We start from the raw sequence: 22,461 nt of genomic DNA on the forward strand, positions 1-22,461 counted from the left end.
GTATGTGTCTGCTCGCGCGGCGACGGTGACTAGCGGTCGAACTCGATGGGCAGGCTCCTGGGGCCGCTGAGGCTCACCATCGGCTTCCACGGAACCGGTCCCGCGGTGCGCGGGTTGAGCAGGCGGCCCGCGATGACGTTCAGCGCTTCGGCGATCTCCCGCCGCGCCAGGTTGGCACCCAGGCAGTAGTGCACGCCGCCGCCGAAGGTCAGGATCGGCGGCGCCCCCTCGCGCGTGATGTCGACCCGGTCCGGGTCCTCGTAGACGGCCGGGTCGCGGTTGGCGGCAGCGGTGTTGACCAGGACCATCGTGCCGGCGGGAAACACGTAGCCGTCCAGCTCGGCGTCCTCGACCACCAGCCGAAGCGTTCCGCACGCGATCGGCGAGTGGCGCATCGTCTCCTCGACCGCGCGCATCGCCAGTTCGGGGTGCTCCTTGAGCAGGGTCCACTGCTCGGGGTGCTCGCACAGGACATGCACCGAGGCGGCCACCTGGTTCCGGGTGGTGTCCGTACCCGCCAGAAGGAGCCCGCCCGCGAGCATCCGCAGTTCGGCGGTGTTGAGCCGGTCGCCCGGAAAAGTCGGGTCCTCGGCGCGGATCAGGTCGGAGAGCAGGTCGTCGGTCAGGCTGTGCCGCCGCCGCGCGACCATCTGGTCGACGTAGTCGTCGAGCTGGCGCCAGGCCCTCATCACGACGGGCTCGACCTCCCGCAGGTCGACGCTGAAGCTGAAGGCCTTGAAGACGTCGTCGGCCCACAACGAAAACTGTTGCCAATCCTCGCGGGGAGCGCCGAGCAAGGCGCAGATGATGGGGACGGGGTAGGGCCGGGCGAGGTCGGTGACGACGTCGCAGCGGCCCGCGTCGATGACGCGGTCGACCAGCTCGTTCATCACGTCGACCATGGTGTCGTGCAGGCGCAGGGTCGCGCGGGGCGTGAACGCCTTGGACGTCAGGCTGCGCAACCGGTGGTGCGCGTCGCCTTCCAGGCACAGCAGGCTGTTGACCACCTTGTCCCACAGCGGGCCCGACGTCACGCCCTGGGCGAGCAGGTTGATCCCGGGTGGGATCTGGAATCGCGCGTCGCGCAGCACGGACCGGACGAGGCGGTAGGACAGGACTTCGGGTCCGTGCGGTCCGAGGGCGACGGGGGCGCGCCGTTGCGCCGCCTGCAGGCGGGGATAGACCTCGGCGGGGGTTTCCTCGGCGTCGTAGGTCAGCGTCGGCAGATCGGCATCGAAAACGCTTGTGGGAGCGGTACCGACGGTCATGACGGTCTCCTCGAGGTCGCGCGGGCCACCAGCCCGCGACAACTTTCACACAATGTATGGCCGTGCCGGGGAGCTGTCAACGATCCGCGGGCGTGCGCCGCGCCTTCCGCCATACAAAAACGACGGGATGTGTGGCGACTACCCGTTTCGCCGACCGCGGACCAGCTGGCCGCCGATCACCACCACCGCGAACACGCCGCCGGTGACTCCCGAAACGAGCAGTGGCAGTTGGCCATTGGCGCCCCACAGGAAGCCGGCCCACAACCCGGCCACCAGGACGGCCAGTCCGATGCCGCCCTGGAACACGCCCTGCGCGCTGGCCTGGTGCTCGGGGTCGACCAGCCCCGAAATCCAGGCCTTCCCGACGCCGTCGGTGCACCCGGTGAACATCCCGTAGGCGCCGATCAGCAGCCATGCGGTCACGATGTCGGTGGTCAGACCCAACCCGATGTAGCCGACCGCGAAGAACGCCAGGCCGACGCCGAACAACGCCGGCCGGCCGATCTGGTCGGCCAGCGATCCGGCCGGGTAGCTGGCCAGGGCGTACACCGCGTTGTATCCCACGTACGCCAGGATCACCCCGACCACCGAGAAGCCAATCTCGTTGAGGCGCAACAACAACAGGGCGTCGGGGAAGTTCACCACGCTGAAGACCACCAGCAGGGCGGTCACCCGCCAATACGGTTGCGGCAACGAACACACACCGGACCAGATGGACTTCCGGCGCGCTCGCGGTGGGCTGCCGCGCCGCTCGCGCACCAGCAGGACCAGCGCCACGGACAGGACGGCCGGCACGATGGCGACATACAGCAACGGCGCGATCCGGTGGTCCAGCAGCTCATAACCCACCAGCCCGAGCAGCGGGCCGAAGACGGCGCCGAACGTGTCCATCGCGCGGTGGAAGCCGAAGACCCGGCCGCGCAGGGCGTCGTCCACACCGTCGACCAGCAGCGCGTCCCGCGGCGCACCGCGGATGCCCTTGCCGAGCCGGTCGACGACGCGGCCGGCCAGCACGCCCGGCCACGCCGTGGCCACCGCGATGAGGACCTTCCCGAGCGCGGCCATCCCGTAACCGGTGGCGATCAACGGGCGCCGCGCGAACCTGTCGCCGAGGGGGCCGGACGCCAGCTTCGTCAGGGAGGCGGCGCCCTCGGCCACGCCCTCGACGGCTCCCACCACCGACGGCGGCGCGCCGAGCACCGCCGTCAGGTAGATCGGCAACAGCGGGTACAGCAGCTCGCTGGCGGTGTCCTGCAGGAACGAGACCCCGGAGAGCACCCGGACGTTGCGGGTGAGCCAACGGGGTCCCGGGGTTGACTCACTCCGGGGCACGAAGCCGGACCATACGTGTCGTCGACGTCTCGTCCAGCTCCACCACATCCGATCGCGACCGCAGGAAATCGCTGAATGACCGGAATCCCAAAGACCTTTCGCTGAACGACGGGTCCATCCGCTTCATCTGCGCCTTCACCGCGGAGTTGTGCAGCCAGTCGGCGTCGTCCTTCTCGAGGCCGATCTGCAGCGCGCGCGTCAGCAGCGCCGTGGCGGCGGCCTGCGGGTCGGGCGGCTCCGGCTCCTGGGGTTCGGTCGCCTTGCCGCGGCCGCCGCGTCGCTTCGACGGCTTGGTCTCCGCCTCGGCGTCGGCGGCCTGCGGTTCGAGCGCCGGCACCCCCGGCAGCGAGTCGTAGATGACGAACTCGTCGCAGGCCGCCGCCAGCGCCCGGCTGGACGCCCCGGCCACCCCGATGCCCACCACGTACCGGCCGAGCCGCTTGCAGCGTTGGGCCAGCGGAATGTAGTCGGAGTCGCCCGCGACGATGACCACGTGGGTGAGGTCGGGCAGTCGGAACATGTCCTCGACCGCGTCGACGGCCAGGCGGATATCGGCCCCGTTCTTGCCGTAGGCCGCCGCGGGGAACAATTGCACCAGGTCGACGGCGCGGGCCACCAGCTGTCCGCGGTATCCGGCGTTGATGTCCGCCGACCAGTCCGCGTAGGCGCGGGTGAGCACCAAAATCCCGAATGACGACGCGAAGTCGAGGATCGCGCCGACGTCGACGGTGGACCGCTCCAGCCGGTCGGCATACTGCTCGAGCCCCTTGGCCTTGTCGCGCTGGAACGAGCTGCGGCCGTTCACCTGGTCGTATCGCGAGATCACGATGTTGTCGAAGTCGAGGTAGACGGCCACGCGGGCGGCAACCGGTTCGGTCATGGTGTAGATCATCGCTGAGGCGTCCGGCACTGTGCGGGCCGGAAGCGGTTTCCGTCACGATTTGCCCGATCGCGGCCCTAAATGGCGGCCGAGCGGGTACACCCGGGCAATGAGTGAGTTGAAGTTTCTCGAGCTGCACGGTGATCGCGTGGCCTACCGCGACGAGGGTGAGGGCGAGGTGCTCCTGCTCATCCACGGCATGGCCGGCAGTTCGGAGACGTGGCGGTCGGTGATACCGCCACTGTCGAAGAAGTTCCGGGTCATCGCCCCCGACCTGCTCGGTCACGGCGAGTCGGCGAAACCCCGGACCGACTATTCGCTGGGCGCCTTCGCGGTCTGGCTTCGTGACCTGCTCGACGAACTCGGCGTCAGCCAGGCCACCCTGGTCGGTCAGTCGCTCGGCGGCGGGGTCGCGATGCAGTTCGTCTACCAGCACCCCGACTACGCCAAGCGGTTGATCCTGATCAGCAGTGGCGGCCTGGGACCCGACGTCGGTTGGGTGCTGCGGCTGCTGTCGGCCCCCGGCGCCGAGTTGGTGCTGCCGATCATCGCGCCGAAGCCCGTGCTGGCCGTCGGCAACCGGCTCAGGTCGTGGTTGCGGGGCGCCGGCATCCACTCGCCGCGCGGGGCCGAGATGTGGAGCGCGTACTCGTCGTTGTCCGACGGCGAGACCCGACAGTCGTTCCTGCGCACGCTGCGGTCGGTGGTCGACTACCGAGGCCAGGCGGTCAGCGCGCTGAGCAGGCTGCGGCTGCGCGAGGACCTGCCGATCATGGCGATCTGGGGCGAACGCGACGCCATCATCCCGGTCGATCACGCGTACGCCGCACACGAGGCACGCACCGACGCCAGGCTCGAGATCCTGCCCGATGTCGGTCACTTCGCGCAGGTGGAGGCGCCCAACCAGGTGGTGGAATTGATCGAGGACTTCATCGCGACCGCCGACCGCCACGAATCGGGGAGTACCCAGCTGCCCCTGTGATGTTCCGGCCTGTGTCACCGGGCGGGATCGGACGTAAAATTCACGGCGATGCGCACAGCGGCGCGTACGGCACTTCCGCCGGGGCCCCGGCTTCCCCGGGCGGTGCAGGCGGCCTTGATGCTGCAGCGCGGGTCGCACTTCGTCGCCGCCTGCCGCCGTCGTTACGGGAGCGTGTTCACGCTGCGCGTCGCGGGGATGGGCACCTTGGTGTATCTGGCCGACCCGGCCGACGTCAAAACGGTGTTCGCCGGTGACCCGCGCGTGTTCCATGCGGGTGAAGCCAATTCCATTCTGAGCGGTCTGCTCGGCGACACCTCGCTTCTGGTGATCGACGAAGACGTGCACCGGGATCGCCGCCGCCTGATGCTGCCGCCCTTTCACCGCGACGCCGTCGCGCGCCAGGCCGGCCTGATGGCCGAGATCGCGGCGGCGAACATCGCAGGGTGGCCGGTGGGGGCGAGTTTCGCGGCCGCGCCGAAGATGGCGGAGATCACCCTCGAGGTGATCCTGCGGACGGTCATCGGCGCCACGGACCCTGCCCGGCTCGCCGCCCTGCGGGCGATCATGCCGCGGCTGCTCACCGTGGGGCCGTGGGCGACGCTGGCGCTGGCGAAGCCGGCGCTGCAGCGCCACCTGCCGTGGCGGGGGTTGCGCCGCACGATGGCCGAGGCCGACCGCCTGCTGTACGCCGAGATCGCGGAACGCCGCGCGGATCCCGGCCTGGCCGAACGCACGGACGTGCTGGCGATGCTGGTGCGGGCCGACGACGGCGGGCGCACGATGTCCGACCGTGAGCTGCGGGATCAGCTGATGACCTTGCTGGTGGCCGGTCACGACACCACGGCGAACGGATTGTCCTGGGCGCTCGAGCGGTTGACCCGCCACCCGGCCGTGCTGGCCAGGGCCGTGGCCGCGGCCGAGGCCGGCGCCGCGGGCGATCCGGCCGGCGACGAGTACCTCGACGCGCTGGTCAAGGAAACGCTGCGGGTCCGGCCGGTGGTTTTCGACGTGGGCCGGGTGCTCGCCGCTCCGGCCGACGTCGCCGGCTATCGGCTGCCCGCCGGGGTGATGGTGGCGCCCGGCATCGGGCTCGTGCACACCAGCGCCGACGTGTACCCGGATCCGCACCGATTCGACCCGGACCGGATGCTCGGCGCCACCCTGAGCCCGACGACCTGGTTTCCGTTCGGCGGCGGCAACCGCCGCTGCCTGGGCGCCGGCTTCGCCATGGTCGAGATGCGGGTGGTCCTGCGCGAGATCCTGCGCCGGGTCGAGCTGGACACCACGGCCGCGCCCGGCGAACGGCAGAGGCTGAAATTCGTTGTGCTGGTGCCGCATCGGGGCGCCCGCGTCCGGCTCAGGGCGCTCAGGGGCGTCCCCGCCGTGACGCCCGCGGCCCGGCCCGCCGGCTAGATCCCGTAATCCGGCAGGTCGAAGTCGTCGATCACGGTGCTGGCGAAAAGCCTTGCCATCGGACCGAAGTTCATGGTGCGCATCGCCATGATGCGGAACCAGAGGCCGAAGCGGGTCTTCGTCGCGAAGAACGGGATGTTTTTCCGCGCACCGGATTGCTTGGACTCGATGAAGGGACGCAGCCGCGCCTCGTAGGCATCGAAGGCGCGGCGGTGGTCGCCGCCGGCCCGCTCCAATTCTCCTGCCAGCACGTAGGCCTCGGTCATCGCCAGACCGGTGCCTTCGCCGCCCAGCAGCGAAATGCACGCTGCCGCATCGCCGATCAGCAGTGTCCGGCCACGCGACCAGCGATCCATGCGGATCTGGCTGACGACGTCGAAGTACAGGTCTTCGACACCGTCGAGGGTCGCCAGGATCTCCCGGGCTTCCCAGCCGACGTCACGGAACTCGTTGCGCAGCTGGCTTTTTGGTGCCGTGGTGGTGCCCTCGCGCGGCGCGCGGAAAATGAACAGAAACATGGTGCGGTCGTCGCGCAGTGCGCAACGTGCCAGTTGGTGGCCGGGCGTGGCGTACATGACGTAGACCAACTCGTCGCGGGGCCGGTAGCCGTCCACTACGCACGCCGCGACCCTGCAACCGAGGTAGTGGTCGTAATCCTGCTCCGGCCCGAAGGCGAGCCGGCGCACGTTCGAGTGCAGCCCGTCGGCGCCGATCACCAGATCGAAATCACGCGGCGCGCCCTTCTCGAAGGCGAGCCGGACGCCGTCGCCGTGCTCGTCGAGGGCGGCGATGCTGTCACCGAAGATCGTCTCGACCTTGTCCTCGATGGTGCGGTAGATGGCGGCGGCCAGGTCGCCGCGGGGCAAGCTGGTGAAGTCGTCACCGACCATGCGGCTGAAGATCCTGGCGTCGACGTCGGCCTTGACCTCGCCCCGGCGGCCGACGGAGTGCAGCCGCTGGATCTCGTATCCGGCGGCGCGGACCTGCTCTTCGATGCCCATGCGCTTGGCCACCTGGTAGCCGACGCCCCAGAAGTCGATCATGTAGCCGCCGGTGCGAAAGCCCGCGGCCTGCTCGATCAGCGTGGGCGTGTGGCCGGTGCGATGCAGCCAGTGGGCGAGCGCAGCCCCCGCCACGCCCGCACCGCTGATCGCTATTCGCATGGTGACCTCTACGCTCGCACCCACTCCCATGCGGTGTCCAGCCGTTCACGGTCGAATGTGCGCATTTCGCCGCCCATCAGCCACGCGGCGGCGACGTTGACGCACCATTGCTCCCAGCGGGGTGCACCGACCACAGCTACCTTGGCAAAGTCGTTGCGGCGCTTGACGTCGAACACAGTGTTGACCCATGCCGCGCGCAGCGTCCACCCGTCGAAGGGCTCGTCGATGAGGAACAGCACCTTCGCCTTGGCGAAGCGGTCGAGCAATGCTTGGACCGCGGGTTCAAGCACGTCGCGGTAATCGCCCACGGTCAGCTTGTTTTTCGCGCGCACCCCCAGCACGTCGCCGTCGCTTTCGCGCATGACCTCGATCATCCGCGGCCCCCCGATCGGGTATACGGCGCGAACAGGGCGTCGGCGTCGGCGGCCAAAGCGGTTGGGGCGTCGATTGTCACGACGAAGGCGTCGTCGTCTTCTTCGGTGTCGAACTGCAGAAACGGGCAGCACTGCCGTTCGCGCCGAACCAGTTCGCGCGCCCGCGCAGCGGCACCCGGCCGGTAGCGGAGCCGGATCCGGCGGCCGTCGCGCTGGTAGCCTTCCAGCGCCGTCGCGTTGAGTGTTTCGATCCACGCGATCCGGGCCGCGTGGTCGGAGGCGGTCAGCGCGCACGCAACCGCTGAGGAGTCCCGATTTTCCGGCATGCCTTCATGATCAGACCTCAAGTGGGTTGAGGGTCAAGGCCGCGCGCGGGACCATGGACGGATGGCTCTCAAAATCGGCCAGCTCGCCGACGCGACCGGGACGACCGCGCCGACAATCCGCTACTACGAACACATCGGTCTGCTGCCCGACCCGCGGCGGGTCGGCGGTCAGCGCCGCTATGACGACGACGATGTACGGCTGGTGACGTTCATTCGGCGCTGCCGCGACCTCGATTTCTCGGTCGAGCAGGTTCGCGACCTGGTCGCGCTCACGCACGACGCCGACCGTTCCTGCCTCGAGGCGCGTGACCTGGCGGAGGTTCACCTCACCGCGGTGCGGGCGAAGCTCGCGGAACTACGGACGCTCGAAAGCCGCATCGCCGAGTTGATCACCGCCTCGAAGGCCGACTGCGGAGGCGGTCCCGCCACGGATTGCGTTGTGCTCGAAGGGCTTGGCAACCCCTGCTAGGCGCCTCGTTTACGTCGCCGGCTCTTCGATGAGCCGTTTGAAATAGCGCAACTTGGTGCGGGTGTGTTCGCGATCCTTTTCGACGCCGTTGAGCAGGTGCACGAATGCGAAGGCTGCGACGCGCCCCAGCAGGTGGCGCGGGAACGTGGCCCACACGCGCGCGCCTTCAACCCCACGTAGTGCAGTCATGCGCATATCTTTACTTCGGCGCCGTCGGATGGGCGGAGCTGCAGCGGTTGGTGGCGGAAATGCACGAGAACTCGGACAACCTCACCCCACCGGAACGCCAACGGCGGTTGGCGCGCCTGCAGCAGCAAACCATGCTCGCGCTGTTCGACCTGGTGCGAAAGGCCCAGGGGCCCTATCAGCCGTGCTATTTCCCCGCGTGCCTGCCCGGCCTCTGAAACCCGTCGGTGTGAAATTCGGCGCCGACGGTCTCGCGCCCGCCGAGGTTGGTGGCCGCGGTCACGACGGCACGCTCGATCTGGCGCAGCGCGTGCACCGCGGTGAGGAGTCGCCGGGTATCGGGCCCCGGGGGTCGGCCCTCGCCGTCCCGCTGGCGGGCCAGGGTTTCCGCGGCGTCGAGGTCGTCGGTGGCCGAGACCATGGTGGGCGCGCGGCCACTGCCGATTGCGGCGGCCAGCGCGTCGATGTTGCGCCGGGTCTGTGCCGCGGCGGCCGAAAAGGACTGGGCGAGTTCGAAGGTGGGGGGTCCCGCGCCCACCGGGTCCTGGTACCGCTCGCTGCTGCGCGCCAGGCTGCGGGCGTACCGGTCGCACGCGGCGAAGATGCGCAGCGCGCGGCGGATGCTGCGCCGTCCGGCCAGGCCGGCGACCCCCGCCAGCAGCGGCTTGGCGGTGACCCGGAACTGCTGCAGGTCCCGGTCCAGCTGGCGTGCCTGTTCGGACGGGCTCACGCCCTCGCCCGCACCGAACATCCTCGCGGTGGACGCGTCGATCAGGTCCGACAGGCTGGCCAGGAATGTGCGGGTGTCGTCGCGGATCGCGGCCCTGGTGTGCGTCGGCAGCACGACGATCGCCACGGTCGCCCCGATGACCGCGCCCAGCGCGGTCTCCTCGATCCGCAACATCAGCACGCCGAACGAGAATTGGCCGAGCAGGCCGTAGAGCAACGCCAGCATCGTGGTGATCCAGAACGTCATGAGGCTGTAGGTGACCGTCATGAAATAGAAGGCGCAGAACAGGCACACGAAGATGCCGGCGAGCGCGGCCGTCTTGTCGCCGGCGAGCAGCGTGGCCACCAGCACGCCGCACGGCACGCCGAGCAAGGTGCCGAGCAGGCGCTGCCAGCCCTTGGTCAGGGTTTCGCCCCACGAGTTGGTGCCGGCGAAGATCACGAACGTAGCGATCACCGCCCAGTACCAGCGGGCCGGCGACACCAGCTCGCCGGTGACGATGGCAAGCGACGCGGCGACGGCGACCTGAATGGCTTGCCGGGTGGTCGGCCGAAGGCCCTCCTCCGGTGGTGCTGCGGCGGGCTCGTCCCCGGGCGCGTTGTCGGACGCCGGCGGCCGCTCGCTGTCGCCGCCCTGCAGCGCGCCGCCGGCGGCGGCCCGGTCGACGACGGCCCGCACGTCGGCAGTCGCCGTGGCGGCGTTGATGATCGCCAGGGCGAGGCGGCGCACGGCGGCGCCGCCCCGGTCTTCGTCCGTGGGACCGGTCTGCTCGTCCAGCAGCCGCTGCGCCCGCGCGGCGGAGTGTCGCAGGCCGTCGGGCTCGGGCAGGCGGATGGCCCGTGCCAGGATCGAGAGCGCGTCGACGAGCGCGGCCCGGGTTCCGTCCGGTATGGCGGCCGGGTCCTCCGCGGCCAACGCCGCGGCCCGGCGGCCTGCGGTGGCCACCCATTCGATGGCCAGCTCCGCGTCCAGCAACCAGGGGGCGAGTTGCTCGGCGGTGACGCCCGGCCACAGCGTGGCCGGATCGGCCTTGTCCTCGATCTGGCTCTGCACCATCAGCGCGGTCTCGTTGAGGCGCAGGGTGCGCGCCCGCATGCGACGCCGGCGCCGTTCGTCGAGGCGGCCGGTGCGCACGGCCTCGGCCGTGGTGTCGACGACGATCGCCATCCGCGCCCGCAACGCGCGCACGGTCGCCCGCAGGACGCGCTCGGGCCGATCGGGCATGACGTAGGTGGTCATGACGAACGTGCACACGGTGCCGACCGCGACCGCCCCGATCATCCACGGCAGCTCCGAGATCCGCGCCCGCAGGTACAACGTGAAGAAATACGACATGAACGCGACCATGCCCAGCGCCCTGCCGCGCGCTCCGAACCGGCGAACGTACGCCGCGGCGAACACGACCGCCACGAACACCGCGTCGCTGACCACCGGGTGGGACGCGAGCACCGCCGCGGCCGTGATGGACGCCGCGGCGGGCACGGGCAGCAGCGCCATGGTGATCCGCTGCTGGCGCGGGTCCGGCTCGTTGACGGACCGCGACGCGACCATGGTGATGACGACGCCCAGCAGCGCGACGGTCAGCGGCTGGCCCGTCGCCCGGGTCAAGGCGTACAGGACCAGCAGCGAACAGCCCAGCGCGGCCGTCGTCCGCGTCGCCATCCGCAGCCGAAGCAAACCGGGATCGGAGCCGACCACCCAGTTGCCGGCTTGTTCGTAGAGAACGGTGATCTCCGTGCCCCCCTTCTGGCCTGCTGAACGCATCATGGTTACCCGAACTTCGGCACAAGCTAGTCTTCGACATCGTGACAGCGCCGACGCGGGCGAAGTTGGCCGACGGTCGTGACCTGCTGTTCTTCGCGCTGCCCGGGCACCGGCCGGCGCCGGTCGAAGACCGGCGGCCGCTGCCGGGCCGCGACGGGCCGCAGACCGAGTTGCGATTCGACCAGACGACGGGGCAGTGGGTGATCGTCGCGGCGCTGCGCCAGGACCGCACCTACAAGCCGCCGCCCGACCAATGCCCGCTGTGTCCCGGCCCGACCGGGCTGACCAGTGAGGTGCCCGCCGAAGACTACGACGTCGTCGTGTTCGAGAACCGGTTCCCCAGCCTGTCCGGCTCCGGCGCGGCGCTCGCCCCCGCGGGCGACGGCTTCGTCACCGCCCCGGGGCAGGGCCGCTGCGAGGTCATCTGCTTCTCGAGCGACCACACCGGCTCCTTCGCGGCCCTGCAGCCCGCGCACGCCCGGCTGGTCCTCGAGGCGTGGCGGCACCGCACCGGCGACCTGCTGGCCACGCCGGGCATCGAGCAGGTGTTCTGCTTCGAGAACCGCGGCGAGGAGATCGGGGTCACGCTGACCCACCCGCACGGCCAGATCTACGGTTATCCCTACCTGACGCCGCGCACCGCCGCCATGCTGGGCCGGGCCCGCGAGCACCGAATGCGTCACGGCACCAACCTGTTCGGCGACCTGCTGGCCGGCGAGGTCGCCGACGGGAGCCGGATCGTCGTGCGCGACGACCTGTTCACCGCGTTCGTGCCGTTCGCCGCGCGCTGGCCGGTCGAGGTGCACATCTACCCGAACAGGTTCGTGCGCAACATCGTCGACCTGACCGAGGACGAACTGGACGGGTTCGCGCGGATCTACCTCGACGTGCTGGGGCGGTTCGACCGGATGTATTCGTCTGCGCTGCCCTACATTTCGGCGTTGCACCAGTATGCCGACACCGACGCCCAGACCGACGGCTACTTCCACGTCGAGCTGATGTCGATCCGGCGCAGCGCCACCAAGCTCAAGTACCTGGCGGCCTCCGAGTCGGCGATGGACGCCTTCATCAGCGACGTGACGCCCGAGAGCGTGGCCCGGCGGCTGCGGGAGCTTCGGTGACGGTCCGCTACGCCGCACCCGGGCGGATCAACCTGATCGGCGAGCACACCGACTACAACCTGGGGTTCGCGCTGCCGATCGCCCTGCCGCAGCGCGCGGTGGCGACGTTTTGGCCCTCGGCCGTCGACGCGCTCACCGTGGCCAGCGACCGTGTCGACGCGCCGGTGTGCATCCCGCTGGACACCGCCCCCGGCGGCGTGACCGGCTGGGCCGCCTACGTGGCCGGTGTGATGTGGGCGCTGCGCCAGGCCGGCCACCCGGTGCCCGGCGGCGCGATGCGGATCACCAGCGACGTGCCGATCGGTTCGGGCCTGTCGTCGTCGGCGGCGCTGGAATGCGCGGCGCTCGGTGCGATCGTGGCGGCCGCCGGCGTGCGCATCGACGCCGACGAACGGGCGCGGCTCGCCCAGCGCGCCGAGAACGACTACGTCGGCGCCCCGACGGGCCTGCTGGACCAGCTGGCCTCGCTGTTCGGCCGGCCGGCGACGGCGCTGCTGATCGATTTCCGCGATCTCACCGTCGCGCCGGTGGCCTTCGACCCGGAAGCCGCCGGCGTCACCCTCCTGCTGATCGACTCCCGCGCCCGGCACAATCACGCCGGCGGCGACTACGCCGCGCGTCGCGCCTCGTGCGAGCGGGCGGCCGCGGATCTGGGCGCGTCGTCGCTGCGCGACGTCCAGGACCGCGGGCCGGCCGCCGCCGACGCGGTGCGCGACCCGGTCGACGCCCGCCGGGCCCGCCACGTGCTGAGCGAGAACCAGCGGGTGCTGGATTGCGTTGCGGCGCTTCATGCTTCGGACTTCGCGGCGGTCGGGCGGATCTTCACCGCCTCCCACGCGTCCATGCGTGACGATTTCGGGATCACCACCGAACACATCGACCTGATCGCGGACACCGCGGAAGTCGCGGGCGCCCTGGGCGCGCGGATGACCGGGGGCGGGTTCGGCGGCTGTGTGATCGCGCTGGTGCCCACCGACCGCACCGCCGCCGTCGACGAGGCGGTGCGGCGCGCGGTGCGCAACGCCGGTCTCGAGCAACCGGTCATCACCGCAACCCGCGCGGCCGCCGGCGCGGGCCCGGTCCGGGCGTAGCGACCACCAAGACGCTCGCCATTCTCGGCCCTGGCTGTGACGGCGGCGCGATAGCTGTAACGTAACGGATGTGCCGGGGATGATGTGCGCGGTGTGCGGGACGGGCTTCACGGCCCGTTCCGACGCGGTCTACTGCTCGTCGGCCTGCCGGCAGAAGGCGCATCGTGCCCGATCGGCGCGCCGGACGGCGGTGCTGCGGGAGATCGTGAAGCGAAGCTCCCCGACGAGCAGGGCTATGCAGTCCGACGCCGGCACGTCGCTGCAGCGTTCCGTCGCCACCTCCGTGCGCCGCGCGCGGGAGCAGCTGGACCGATCACGCGAACTGTGCCGCACGGCCGCGCTCCGCCTGCAGCAAAGCGACGCCATCCGCCAGCAGCTACGCACGGACTGGTCGGCGCGTTCGGCGCCGACGCCGGACGCGGGAGGCGGGTCGTGGCCTGGGAGCTGAACGGGCAGACGGCGGCGGTCGAAGAGGCCCTGGCCGGCGGCACGCCGCAGCGGGCCGGGTGGTTCCGCTTCTACTTCGAGGACCAGCGCTGGGAATGGTCCGACCAGGTGCACCGGATACACGGCTACGAACCGGGAACCGTCACGCCCACGACCGAGCTGGTGATCGCCCACAAGCATCCCGCCGATCGCGACCGGCTGGCCGCCAGCATCAACGACATGATCGAGCACCGGCAGCCGTTCAGCACCAGGCATCGCATCGTCGACGCCCGCGGGAACACCCGTGACGTGGTCGTCGTGGGGGACCAATTCTGCGACGACGACGGCGACGTCATCGGCACGCACGGCTTCTACGTCGACGTCACGCCGTCGTCCACCCGCAGGCGCGAGGAGAACATCAGCGCGAAGGTGGCCGAGATCGCCGAGCGCCGCGGCGCCATCGACCGGACCAAGGGGATGTTGATGCTGGTCTACGGCGTCGACGAGATGGCGGCGTTCAACCTGCTCAGGTCGTTGTCCCAGGTGCGCAACATGAAGCTGGGCGTGCTCGCCGAGCAGATCGCCAAGGACTTCTCCGAGTTGGGCCAAGAGGTGATCGCGTCGCGCTCGCGGTTCGACCAGCGCCTGCTGACCGCGCACCTGCGGGTCTCCGCGTCCGACGGGTAGCGGTTAGCCGGCCCGCGTCAGGCGCACCGCTCCCAGGTGCATCCGGTCGACCGCCTCGGCGAATTCCTCGCGGGTCGGTATGCGCTGATCGCGGAATTTCAGCCCGATCATGCGCTGGGCGCGCTGGACGCCGTAGGACTCGGCGCAGCGCAGGAAGAGGTCGGACACCGCGGCGCGGTCCCGGATGAGCTCGCCGCGCATCGCGGTCGTCTTGCCGTCGTAGACGACCTGCACGGGCGCGCCGCCGCGGAAATTCTGCTTCCACGGAGCGCCGGTGAGCGCGTAGAGCTGACCGTCGATCACGTGGGCGCTCACCGGAAGTGCGAACGGCCGGCCCGTTTTTCGGCCGGTGAAGCTCAGCACCATCAGCTGCTTGCGGGCGGCGCCGGCGAACGGGGTGCGCAGCAGGAAACCCAGCATCGGGTTGACGACGCGCAGCAGGGCCGACGGGGGGTGGCCGGCGTCGATCGCATGTGACTGCTCTGCCATGCGCTTACCGTAAGGCCAATCGGCCGTGCGGCCTAGCGCCGCGGGGCCGGCGTCAGGGGGTGATGGTGGTCTGGTCGTCGATGATCTTCGTGACGTCCAGCAACGGGCCCGAATCGGCCTCCGGACCCTCGGCGTTGAGCTGGAGCACATAGACCGCGTCCTGGCCGGGGATCACCACCGTCTTCTGCGCGATCATGCGAGTCTTGCCGTCCCGCTGGTAGGTGCCGCCGATCTGCCACGCCTGGAAGCCGCCGAGCGTGGACGCCTTGCCGTCACCGCTGCCCTCGTACCCGGGCAGGTTCTGCACCTCGCCCGGCGCGTACTGCAGGATCTTCGCCGGGTCGACGTCGCCGGTGAACTTGGAGAACAGCGCCGAGACGGTCGGCGGGTCGGCGGGGTTGCTGGGCTGGGTCATGACGATGCCGCCGTACGACGTGCCGGCGTTCTGGTTGAGCTGCCAGCCGTTGGGCACCGGCAGGTCGACGTTCGGCCCGGGATCGCCGTGGTGAACGGGTGTCTCGGTGATGTGGTTGTCCTTGACGTAGTCGGCGATCGTGTATTTGGCCTTCGCGGCCGGGGCCGCACCGGACGCCGTCGTCGTCGACGACGCCGACGCGGACGTGGTCGTCGACGACTGGCCGCCGGATTTGTGATCGTGGCCGCAGCCGATCAGCGCCAAACTAAGCGCAACAGAAATGGTTGCTAGCGGCAAATGTTTCATGAATCCAATCTCCCGAAAATTGGGGCCGGTACCAGCGCCGGCCACGCCGAAATGACAGTAGTCGATATGCCGAATGAGTTTGCCGGAATTTCTCGGTACTTTTCGGTCGCACGAAGCGTGCCGCAAATCGTTACCCAATTCGGTCGGAAAACACCCACCCGATACACCGTCGTCCAGTAAGAGACAGGTATGCGGTCACGCAGGGCCCTCGTCGCACTCCTGGCGGCGTCGGTCGTCTTCATGGCGTTCGTCGCTGCCGCGCCCCCCATCGCCTACGACGGTGAGCCCGCCTTCGTGGCCGATCCGGTCGACCACGTCGCCACATTGATCGGCACCGGTACGGGCGGTGCGACGGTGGGGGAGATCAACAACTTCCCCGGCGCCACCGTGCCGTTCGGCATGGTGCAGTACTCGCCCGACACGGTGGGCAACTACGCCGGCTACAACTACGACAACCCACGCTCCACCGGGTTCAGCATGACCCACGCCTCGGTGGGGTGCGCCGCGTTCGGCGACATCTCAATGTTGCCCACCACCAATGGAATTGGCTCCCAACCGTGGAAATCGTGGGAACGGATTGCCCATGACGACACCGAACGGGGCGTGCCCGGCTACTACACGGTGCGGTTCCCGGGCACCGGGGTGAAGGCGGAACTCACCGCCGCCACGCGCACGGGTGTGGGCCGGTTCAGCTACCCGCGCAATGGGCGACCCGCCGTGCTGCAGGTGCGCTCGGGCGCGTCGCTGGCGGGTAACTCCCGCGCGACGATTCAGATCGGGGAGGACAACACCACGATCACCGGCTGGGCGACCAGCGGCGGATTCTGCGGCAAGAACAACACCTACACCGTCTATTTCGCGATGAAGTTCAGCCAGCCGTTCACCTCCTACGGGGCCTGGGACGGCACCGCGGTCTACCCCGGCGCCCGCAGCGCGAATTCGCCGTACAGCGGCGGATACGTGGAATTCCCGGCCGGAGCGGTGCTCGAGGTGCGGACCGCCATCTCCTACGTCGGCATCGACGGGGCGCGCGCGAACCTGGCCGCCGAGGGCGGGGCGAGCTTCGACGAGGTCCGCGGCGCCGCGTCCCGGGCCTGGAACGGCACGCTGTCGCGCATCGCGGTCGCCGGGCGCAACGCCGGCGATCTGGAGACGTTCTACACCGCCCTGTACCGATCCCTGTTGCACCCCAACACCTTCAACGACGCGGACGGCCGCTACATCGGATTCGACGGCGCCGTGCACACCGTGGCCGCCGGGCACACCCAGTACGCCAACTTCTCCGACTGGGACACCTACCGGTGCCTGGCGGCCCTGCAGGCGCTGCTCTTCCCGGACCGGGCCGGCGACATGGCCCAATCGCTGGTGAACGACGCCGAGCAGAGCGGGGCGCTGCCACGCTGGGCTCTGGCCAACGCCGCGACCGCGGAGATGAGCGGAGACAACGTGGTCCCGCTCATCGTGAACCTGCACGCCTTCGGGGCCGAGGGCTTCGACACCCAGGCGGCGCTGCGCTACATGGTGAACGCGGCGACCAAAGGCGGTGTGGGACTCAACGGTTACGTCGAGCGGCCGGGGATCGACACGTACCTGCAATTCGGCTACGCACCGTTGTCCTTCGAGTTCCGCACCGACGGCTGGATCGCCGACGCCTCGATCACGCTCGAGTGGTCGGTCGACGACTTCGCGATCTCGCGGTTCGCCGAATCGCTCGGTGATGCGGCGACCGCCGCCGAATTCCAGCGCCGTTCGCAGTACTGGCAGAACCTGTTCAACCCGACGACCGGGTACATCTCTCCCCGCAGCTGGACCACCTTCTTTCGCGCCGGCCCGGCGTTCGTGGTGTCCCCGAAAGACTTCGGCCAGGTCGGGTTCGACGAGGGCAACGCCGCGCAATACGTCTGGTGGGTGCCGCACAACGTGGCCGGCCTGGTGACCGCGCTGGGCGGCCGCCAGGCGGTGGCCGGGCGGCTCGACGAGTTCACCAGGAAGCTCAACGTCGGTCCCAACGAGCCCTATCTGTGGGCCGGCAACGAGCCCGGCTTCGGGGTGCCGTGGCTGTACAACTACATCGGCCAACCGTGGAAGACCCAGCGCACGGTCGACCGGGTGCGTGGGCTCTTCGGCCCGACGGCCGACGGGGAGCCGGGCAACGACGACCTGGGCGCGCTGGCCAGCTGGTACGTCTGGGCGGCCCTGGGCCTCTATCCGAGCACCCCGGGGGCGCCGATCCTCACGGTGGCGGCGCCGCTCTTCGATCGCGTCGCGATCGCGCTGCCCGGGGGCAGGACCATCCGGATCTCCGCCCCGGGCGCGTCCGGGCCGCATCACCTCAAATACGTCAGCGGCCTGCGCGTCGACGGCCGGGCCACCGACCAGACGTCGCTGCCGGAAACGTTCGTCCGCACCGGAGGGGAACTGGCCTTCTCGCTCGCCGCCTACCCCGACAGGCGTTGGGGCACAAGCGAATCGTCGTCCCCGCCGTCGTTCGGCACGGGCAGTTCGGCGGTCACCGTCAACATCCCCGACCCGATCGTCACGATCGCGCCGGGAACCACGGGCACGGTGCAGCTCGACGCGCAACGGATGATCGCCGACGCCGGCGGCTACACGGTGACGGGCACCGCCTCAGACCCCGGGATCACGGTGACGCCCGCGGCGGGCCAGTTCTCCGCCGACGGGTCGGCGGGCATCGACGTGCCGATCACGGTGGCACGATCGGTGTCCGAGGAGTACTACCTGGTGTATTTGACCTCGTCAGTCGGCCAAAGTGCGCGCACCTCAACCATTCTCGTGGTGGTGCAAGCCCCGTCCGAGTGAGTTCGCGCGGTCCGTCAGATCATCTCGTTCTTGGTCAGCCACCGCATCACCGGCCAGCCGACGAACACGGGCAGCCAGCAGGTGAGGACCCGGTACAGCAGCACGGACGGCACGCCGACGGCCGCCGGCACGCCGAAGGCTGCCAGCCCACCGATCAGCGCCGCTTCGACGGCCCCGACGCCGCCGGGTGTCGGGGCCGCGGAGGCCAGCGTTCCGCCGACCATCGTGACCACGGTGACGGTGACGAACGTCGTGCCGCCGCCGAAGGCTTCGACGCTGGCCCACAGCGCCAGCGCCGCGCCGAGAGTCGTTCCCGCGCAACCGAGCAGGATCAGCGCCAGCCGCCTCGGCTCGCGGGCCAGCTTGACCAGGTCGCCGGTCACCTCGTTGAGCTTCGGGCGCACCTCCGTGGCCAGCCAGCGTCGCGACTTGGGCACGAACAACAGGGTGCCGACGATGCCCAGCGCCACGCCCCCGATCAGGTACAGCATCGTGGCGCTCGGCACGAAATGCGAGAGGTGCATCGAGGCGCCCGCGACCGCGCTGAAGAAGATCAGCAGCAGCAGGTGCACGATCACCTGCACCGCCTGCTGTAGGGCGACCGCGGCCGTGGCGCGCATCGCCGTCAGCCCGCTCTTCTGCAGATACCGGGTGGACAGCGCGAGCCCCCCGACGCCGGCGGGCGTGGTGGTCGCGGCGAAGGTGTTGGCCACCTGGACGAAGGACAGCCGCCAGAAGTTCACCGTCCCGTCGGTGCAGGCCCACAGGGCCGCCGCGGCCCCCAGGTAGGTCAGCGCCGATACCGCCAGCCCGAGCAGCGCAAACCACCAGTTCGCGGTCCTCAATTGGTAGAAGAACGTGGGTGCGGTGCTGATGAAGGGGTACGCGACGTAGACCAGTGCGCCGAAGAGCACCAGCTGGATGATCTGGCCGCGGGTGAACCGGGTGATCGTCTGGGTCTTGATCTGGTCGGCGCCGGTCTGCCGCTTCACCTCCGCGCGTGCGCCCGAGATGACGGCGCCCGCGTTCGGGACCGATCTCCGGATGGACCGTGGCACGGCCACTTTCGTCAATCGACGCGAGGCGCTCAGGATGGTGTCCCGGTCGAACGCGTCGATCGCCGCGGCCACCGCCGATTTCGGGTCGTAGAGCGCCGAGGTGGTCACCAGCAGCTGGGCGATGTCGGACTGGAGCTGGGCGTCGGTGGCGCCGTATTCGGCGCTGTGGAAGCCACCGAAGAGCACCGCGCCGTCGTCGACGGTGATTTCGTTCCCGCGCAGGTCCAAGTGGGCGATCTGCTGGTCGTTGAGGACCCGCAGCGACTGCCACACCCGGTCCACCGGCGTCGACTGCGCGCACCGGTCGAGCGGTGTGCCGCGGGGCGGCCTGTGCGAGTACAGGATCCAGCCGCGATCCAGGGTGGCGACCGCGATCGTCGCGGTGTTGGCCAGGTGGGCCTCCCCGAAGGCGATCGTCATCAGCGCGCGATGCTCGACGGCGCGGCGCATCGAGGTCACCAGGGGACCGGTCTCGGTGTCGCGCAGCCGCAGCTTGATCCAGAGTTGGCGCAGCGTGCCGCCGCTGCGTTGATGCGGGCCGTACAACTCGACCACCGCTTCGCGGTCGGGCTCCGCGCAGCCGGCCGAGAGCACCAGCGGGCCGCGACCGGCCGGCCGGACCACGGTGAGCCGCGAGACGACGAACCCGCGCTTGGCCATCGCGCGCACGGCGGCCTCGAGGGGCACCTCGAGCGCGGGGGTGCCGACGACGAGGACCACCAGCGAGCCGACCAGCCAGCCCACCGCCAGGCCCAACAGGGCGCGCGCCGGCACGATGGCGCTGACCACGAGGTGGATCGGCACGAACGCCAGCAGCAGCGCCCACCACCAATGCCGCCAGCGCGCGGGCAACCACGGACCCGAGACGGTCAGCACCGCCGCGAGCATGCCGATCCAGCGCGGGTCGTCGAGGAACTGGCCCAACACGGTCTGCAGGCGTTCGGAGAGGTCGAAATGCCAGCGCGGCGCCGAGAACCCGTTGCCCCCGACCGACAGTGGAAGCGCCGCGAGCAGGGCGGCGGCGGCGTAGGCCCCGAGCAGTTTCCACTGCCGGCCGACGACCAGGCCGATCAAGATCATGAACGGCAGGGCCAGGATCGCCACGCCGTACGCGAGGTAGACCAGGTCGGATTGTCGGGGCGAGAGCACCCCGACGATCTGCGAGATCGACTTCTCCAGCGCTTCCCATTGCGGCCGGGTGATCAGCGAACTCGTGATCACCACCGCCAGGAAGGTCGCGCTCGCTGCCAGCCGCAGGATGTCGTTGGTGCGCCGGGTCAGTGGCTGCAGCAAGCTGCCGGAAACGCTGATCTCGCGCCCGTCGACTCGCATGTGGTGACGATCCTTCGGATTGGTTCGGCGCCGCTGACCCATCTTCTCGCCGGCTCGCCGCCAACTTAGCGCCGATACCCGGCCGCGCGACAGTTCCCACGACTTGGCGCGGGTAGGGTCGTAAACATAGGCGAGCTAGCGAATCGGAGGGCGTGAGCGTGGCGAGAACCGACAACGACAGCTGGGAGATCACCGAAAGCGTGGGCGCGACGGCGCTGGGGGTGGCCTCCGCCCGCGCGGCCGAAACGCGAAGCGACGATCCACTGATCCGGGATCCGTTCGCGCAAATCTTCCTCGACGCCGCCGGCGACGGGGTGTGGAATTGGCACTCGGCTCCGCAGCTGCCGGACGAAGTCGTCGAGGCCGAACCGCAGTTGCCGCTGCAGATGCGGGCGATGGTCGGTTACATGGCTTCGCGGACAGCGTTTTTCGACGAGTTCTTCCTGGCCGCGACGCACGCGGGCATCCGGCAGGCGGTGATCTTGGCGGCCGGCCTGGACGCGCGGGCGTGGCGGTTGGATTGGCCGGACGGCACGACCGTCTACGAACTCGACCAGCCGCGGGTGCTGGACTTCAAATCGTCGACGCTGGCCCAGCACGGGGCGCGGCCCACCTGCAACCGGGTAGAGGTCGCGGTCGACCTGCGCCACGACTGGCCGACGGCGTTGCGGGACGCCGGGTTTGACCCGTCGGCGCCCAGCGTGTGGTCGGCCGAGGGGCTGATGCCGTACCTGCCGGCCGCCGCCCAGGAGTTGTTGTTCGAGCGCGTGGACGGGCTCACCGCTCCCGGCAGCCGGGTGGCCGTCGAGGCGCTGGGACCGAAATTCCTCGACCCGGAGTTCCGCGCGAAGCGTCGCGCGCGGATGGACCGGGTGCGCGCCCTGATGGCGCGGGTGGCGCCGGACCGGGACGTGCCGAGGACCGACGAGCTGTGGTACTTCGAGGAGCGCGAGGACGTCGGTGACTGGTTCCGCCGGCACGGCTGGAGCGTCACGGTCACCCCGGCCGACGAGCTGATGGCCGGCTACGGGCGCGCGGCGGCCAAGGAGGTCGAGGACGCCGTGCCGGGGAACCTGTTCGTGGCCGCCGTGCGGGCGGCGAACTAGCGGCGTTCGGCCTCCGGGTCCTCCCGGCGGGCGTGTGCGCGCCAATTCCGGTATCCCCGCCGCGCGGCAAGGGCGCCGACGATGGCGGTGATGCACCACACCGCGATCGCGGCGTACGCCAGCGGCGACGACCGGTTTCCGATCGAGGCGCCCAGCGCGGTGTAGACGAAGGCCCGCGGTACCGAACCGACGAACGCCCCGAGCGCCATCTGCCACAAGGGAACTCCGAACGCTCCGAAGGCATAGGAGGCGAGCGCGTCGGAAATGCCCGGGACGAAGCGCTGACCGACCACCGCCCACAGCCCGCGGCGTTCGATCAACGCGTCGATGCGGTCGGTGCGGTTGCGGCCCAGCAGCGCCCGCGCGCTGTCCCGCCCGGCCCGGCGCCCGATGAGGCTCGCGACGACGGCGGTACCCACCGTCGCGCCCAGCGTCACGAACACGCCGAGCACCGGACCGAACAGCAGGCCGCTGGCCGCGGCCAGGATCGCGCCCGGCACGAACAACGCGCCGAGGACGGCCGACACCGCGACGTAGGTCAGCGGCGCCGCCGGGCCCGTCGCCGACACCACCCGCCGCACCTCCTCGACGTCGATCACCCGCGCGACGGCCACCAGATAGAACAGCACGAGCAGGAACACGACGAACACGCCGAGCCGCACGACGTGCGTCCGTCGGGACGTGGGCTCAGAGTCCGGCGGGGAATCGTCGCCGTCGTCCATG

Annotated in this window: 22 protein-coding genes; 10 read left to right on the forward strand and 12 right to left on the reverse strand. The window is 70.1% G+C overall.

Annotation, left to right across the window (positions count from 1 at the left end):
* Positions 1-29: 29 nt before the first annotated feature.
* From BST44_RS07425 to BST44_RS07435, 3 genes are all read right to left on the reverse strand, one after another.
* Positions 30-1,268 (reverse strand): cytochrome P450, encoded by a 1,239-nt coding sequence (locus tag BST44_RS07425; RefSeq protein ID WP_083176373.1) that lies wholly within the window; start codon positions 1,266-1,268, stop codon positions 30-32.
* A 138-nt stretch (positions 1,269-1,406) separates the two neighbouring features.
* Positions 1,407-2,600 (reverse strand): MFS transporter, encoded by a 1,194-nt coding sequence (locus tag BST44_RS07430; RefSeq protein WP_083176233.1) that lies wholly within the window; start codon positions 2,598-2,600, stop codon positions 1,407-1,409.
* Positions 2,587-3,492: an NYN domain-containing protein gene (locus BST44_RS07435; protein ID WP_083176234.1), complete on the reverse strand. Its 906-nt coding sequence runs from the start codon at positions 3,490-3,492 to the stop codon at positions 2,587-2,589. Before BST44_RS07435 ends, BST44_RS07430 begins: the two co-directional genes overlap by 14 nt.
* A gap of 97 nt (positions 3,493-3,589) precedes the next feature.
* Between BST44_RS07435 and BST44_RS07440 the strand changes: the two genes are divergently transcribed.
* Together BST44_RS07440 and BST44_RS07445 are read left to right on the forward strand one after the other, a co-directional pair.
* Positions 3,590-4,462: an alpha/beta fold hydrolase gene (locus BST44_RS07440; protein WP_083176235.1), complete on the forward strand. Its 873-nt coding sequence runs from the start codon at positions 3,590-3,592 to the stop codon at positions 4,460-4,462.
* A gap of 48 nt (positions 4,463-4,510) precedes the next feature.
* Positions 4,511-5,875, forward strand: a complete 1,365-nt coding sequence (locus tag BST44_RS07445; RefSeq protein WP_083176236.1) for a cytochrome P450 — start codon at positions 4,511-4,513, stop codon at positions 5,873-5,875.
* Here the strand turns inward: BST44_RS07445 and BST44_RS07450 are convergent.
* The 3 genes from BST44_RS07450 to BST44_RS07460 are packed head-to-tail and all read right to left on the reverse strand — an operon-like array spanning position 5,872 to position 7,738.
* Positions 5,872-7,038, reverse strand: coding sequence for an FAD-binding domain (locus BST44_RS07450; protein WP_083176375.1), 1,167 nt, complete (start codon positions 7,036-7,038; stop codon positions 5,872-5,874). The genes BST44_RS07445 and BST44_RS07450 overlap by 4 nt on opposite strands.
* Before the next feature lie 8 nt (positions 7,039-7,046).
* The gene (locus tag BST44_RS07455) at positions 7,047-7,400 is read right to left on the reverse strand and encodes a SpoIIAA family protein (protein ID WP_244184752.1); all 354 of its coding nucleotides are present in this window, start codon (positions 7,398-7,400) and stop codon (positions 7,047-7,049) included.
* An 8-nt stretch (positions 7,401-7,408) separates the two neighbouring features.
* Positions 7,409-7,738 carry a hypothetical protein gene (locus BST44_RS07460; RefSeq protein WP_083176238.1) on the reverse strand — a complete coding sequence of 110 codons (330 nt, stop codon included), beginning with the start codon at positions 7,736-7,738 and terminating at the stop codon, positions 7,409-7,411.
* 61 nt (positions 7,739-7,799) lie between these two features.
* Between BST44_RS07460 and BST44_RS07465 the strand changes: the two genes are divergently transcribed.
* Positions 7,800-8,207 (forward strand): MerR family transcriptional regulator, encoded by a 408-nt coding sequence (locus tag BST44_RS07465; RefSeq protein ID WP_083176239.1) that lies wholly within the window; start codon positions 7,800-7,802, stop codon positions 8,205-8,207.
* Between the two features lie 9 nt (positions 8,208-8,216).
* On the opposite strand, the gene BST44_RS29455 is transcribed toward BST44_RS07465, so the two are convergent.
* Positions 8,217-8,396, reverse strand: coding sequence for a hypothetical protein (locus BST44_RS29455; RefSeq protein ID WP_142274392.1), 180 nt, complete (start codon positions 8,394-8,396; stop codon positions 8,217-8,219).
* A 59-nt stretch (positions 8,397-8,455) separates the two neighbouring features.
* On the opposite strand from BST44_RS29455, the gene BST44_RS30060 reads away from it, so the two are divergent.
* The gene (locus tag BST44_RS30060; protein ID WP_158086642.1) at positions 8,456-8,611 is read left to right on the forward strand and encodes a hypothetical protein; all 156 of its coding nucleotides are present in this window, start codon (positions 8,456-8,458) and stop codon (positions 8,609-8,611) included.
* Here the strand turns inward: BST44_RS30060 and BST44_RS07475 are convergent.
* On the reverse strand, positions 8,581-10,821 hold the full coding sequence (locus BST44_RS07475) for an FUSC family protein (protein WP_083176377.1): 2,241 nt from the start codon (positions 10,819-10,821) through the stop codon (positions 8,581-8,583). The genes BST44_RS30060 and BST44_RS07475 overlap by 31 nt on opposite strands.
* 56 nt (positions 10,822-10,877) lie before the next feature.
* Here BST44_RS07475 and galT point away from each other — a divergent pair, with 56 nt between their 5' ends.
* From galT to BST44_RS07495, 4 genes are all read left to right on the forward strand, one after another.
* On the forward strand, positions 10,878-12,008 hold the full coding sequence (gene galT / locus BST44_RS07480) for a galactose-1-phosphate uridylyltransferase (protein WP_083176241.1): 1,131 nt from the start codon (positions 10,878-10,880) through the stop codon (positions 12,006-12,008).
* Positions 12,005-13,099, forward strand: a complete 1,095-nt coding sequence (locus tag BST44_RS07485) for a galactokinase (RefSeq protein ID WP_083176242.1) — start codon at positions 12,005-12,007, stop codon at positions 13,097-13,099. Before galT ends, BST44_RS07485 begins: the two co-directional genes overlap by 4 nt.
* A gap of 79 nt (positions 13,100-13,178) precedes the next feature.
* Positions 13,179-13,547 carry a hypothetical protein gene (locus tag BST44_RS07490; RefSeq protein ID WP_158086643.1) on the forward strand — a complete coding sequence of 123 codons (369 nt, stop codon included), beginning with the start codon at positions 13,179-13,181 and terminating at the stop codon, positions 13,545-13,547.
* Positions 13,532-14,212: a PAS and ANTAR domain-containing protein gene (locus BST44_RS07495; protein WP_083176243.1), complete on the forward strand. Its 681-nt coding sequence runs from the start codon at positions 13,532-13,534 to the stop codon at positions 14,210-14,212. Before BST44_RS07490 ends, BST44_RS07495 begins: the two co-directional genes overlap by 16 nt.
* A 3-nt stretch (positions 14,213-14,215) precedes the next feature.
* Here the strand turns inward: BST44_RS07495 and BST44_RS07500 are convergent, their stop codons facing one another.
* Both BST44_RS07500 and lpqN read right to left on the reverse strand, forming a co-directional pair.
* Positions 14,216-14,701: a hypothetical protein gene (locus BST44_RS07500; RefSeq protein WP_083176244.1), complete on the reverse strand. Its 486-nt coding sequence runs from the start codon at positions 14,699-14,701 to the stop codon at positions 14,216-14,218.
* A 52-nt stretch (positions 14,702-14,753) separates the two neighbouring features.
* Positions 14,754-15,422, reverse strand: coding sequence for an envelope biogenesis lipoprotein LpqN (gene lpqN, locus BST44_RS07505; RefSeq protein ID WP_083176379.1), 669 nt, complete (start codon positions 15,420-15,422; stop codon positions 14,754-14,756).
* Positions 15,423-15,611: 189 nt separating this feature from the next.
* Between lpqN and BST44_RS07510 the strand changes: the two genes are divergently transcribed.
* On the forward strand, positions 15,612-18,242 hold the full coding sequence (locus tag BST44_RS07510; protein ID WP_083176245.1) for a GH92 family glycosyl hydrolase: 2,631 nt from the start codon (positions 15,612-15,614) through the stop codon (positions 18,240-18,242).
* Between the two features lie 14 nt (positions 18,243-18,256).
* Here BST44_RS07510 and BST44_RS07515 read toward each other — a convergent pair whose 3' ends face one another.
* Entirely contained in the window at positions 18,257-20,632 is a 2,376-nt protein-coding gene (locus BST44_RS07515; RefSeq protein ID WP_083176381.1) for a lysylphosphatidylglycerol synthase transmembrane domain-containing protein, read from the reverse strand.
* Between the two features lie 158 nt (positions 20,633-20,790).
* On the opposite strand from BST44_RS07515, the gene BST44_RS07520 reads away from it, so the two are divergent.
* On the forward strand, positions 20,791-21,738 hold the full coding sequence (locus BST44_RS07520) for a class I SAM-dependent methyltransferase (RefSeq protein WP_083176383.1): 948 nt from the start codon (positions 20,791-20,793) through the stop codon (positions 21,736-21,738).
* Here BST44_RS07520 and BST44_RS07525 read toward each other — a convergent pair.
* Positions 21,735-22,460: a TVP38/TMEM64 family protein gene (locus tag BST44_RS07525; RefSeq protein WP_083176246.1), complete on the reverse strand. Its 726-nt coding sequence runs from the start codon at positions 22,458-22,460 to the stop codon at positions 21,735-21,737. The two genes, BST44_RS07520 and BST44_RS07525, sit on opposite strands and share 4 nt — an antisense overlap.
* Position 22,461 lies beyond the last annotated feature (1 nt).

The sequence above is a fragment of the Mycobacterium scrofulaceum genome (genome assembly GCF_002086735.1).
GTDB lineage: Bacteria > Actinomycetota > Actinomycetes > Mycobacteriales > Mycobacteriaceae > Mycobacterium > Mycobacterium scrofulaceum.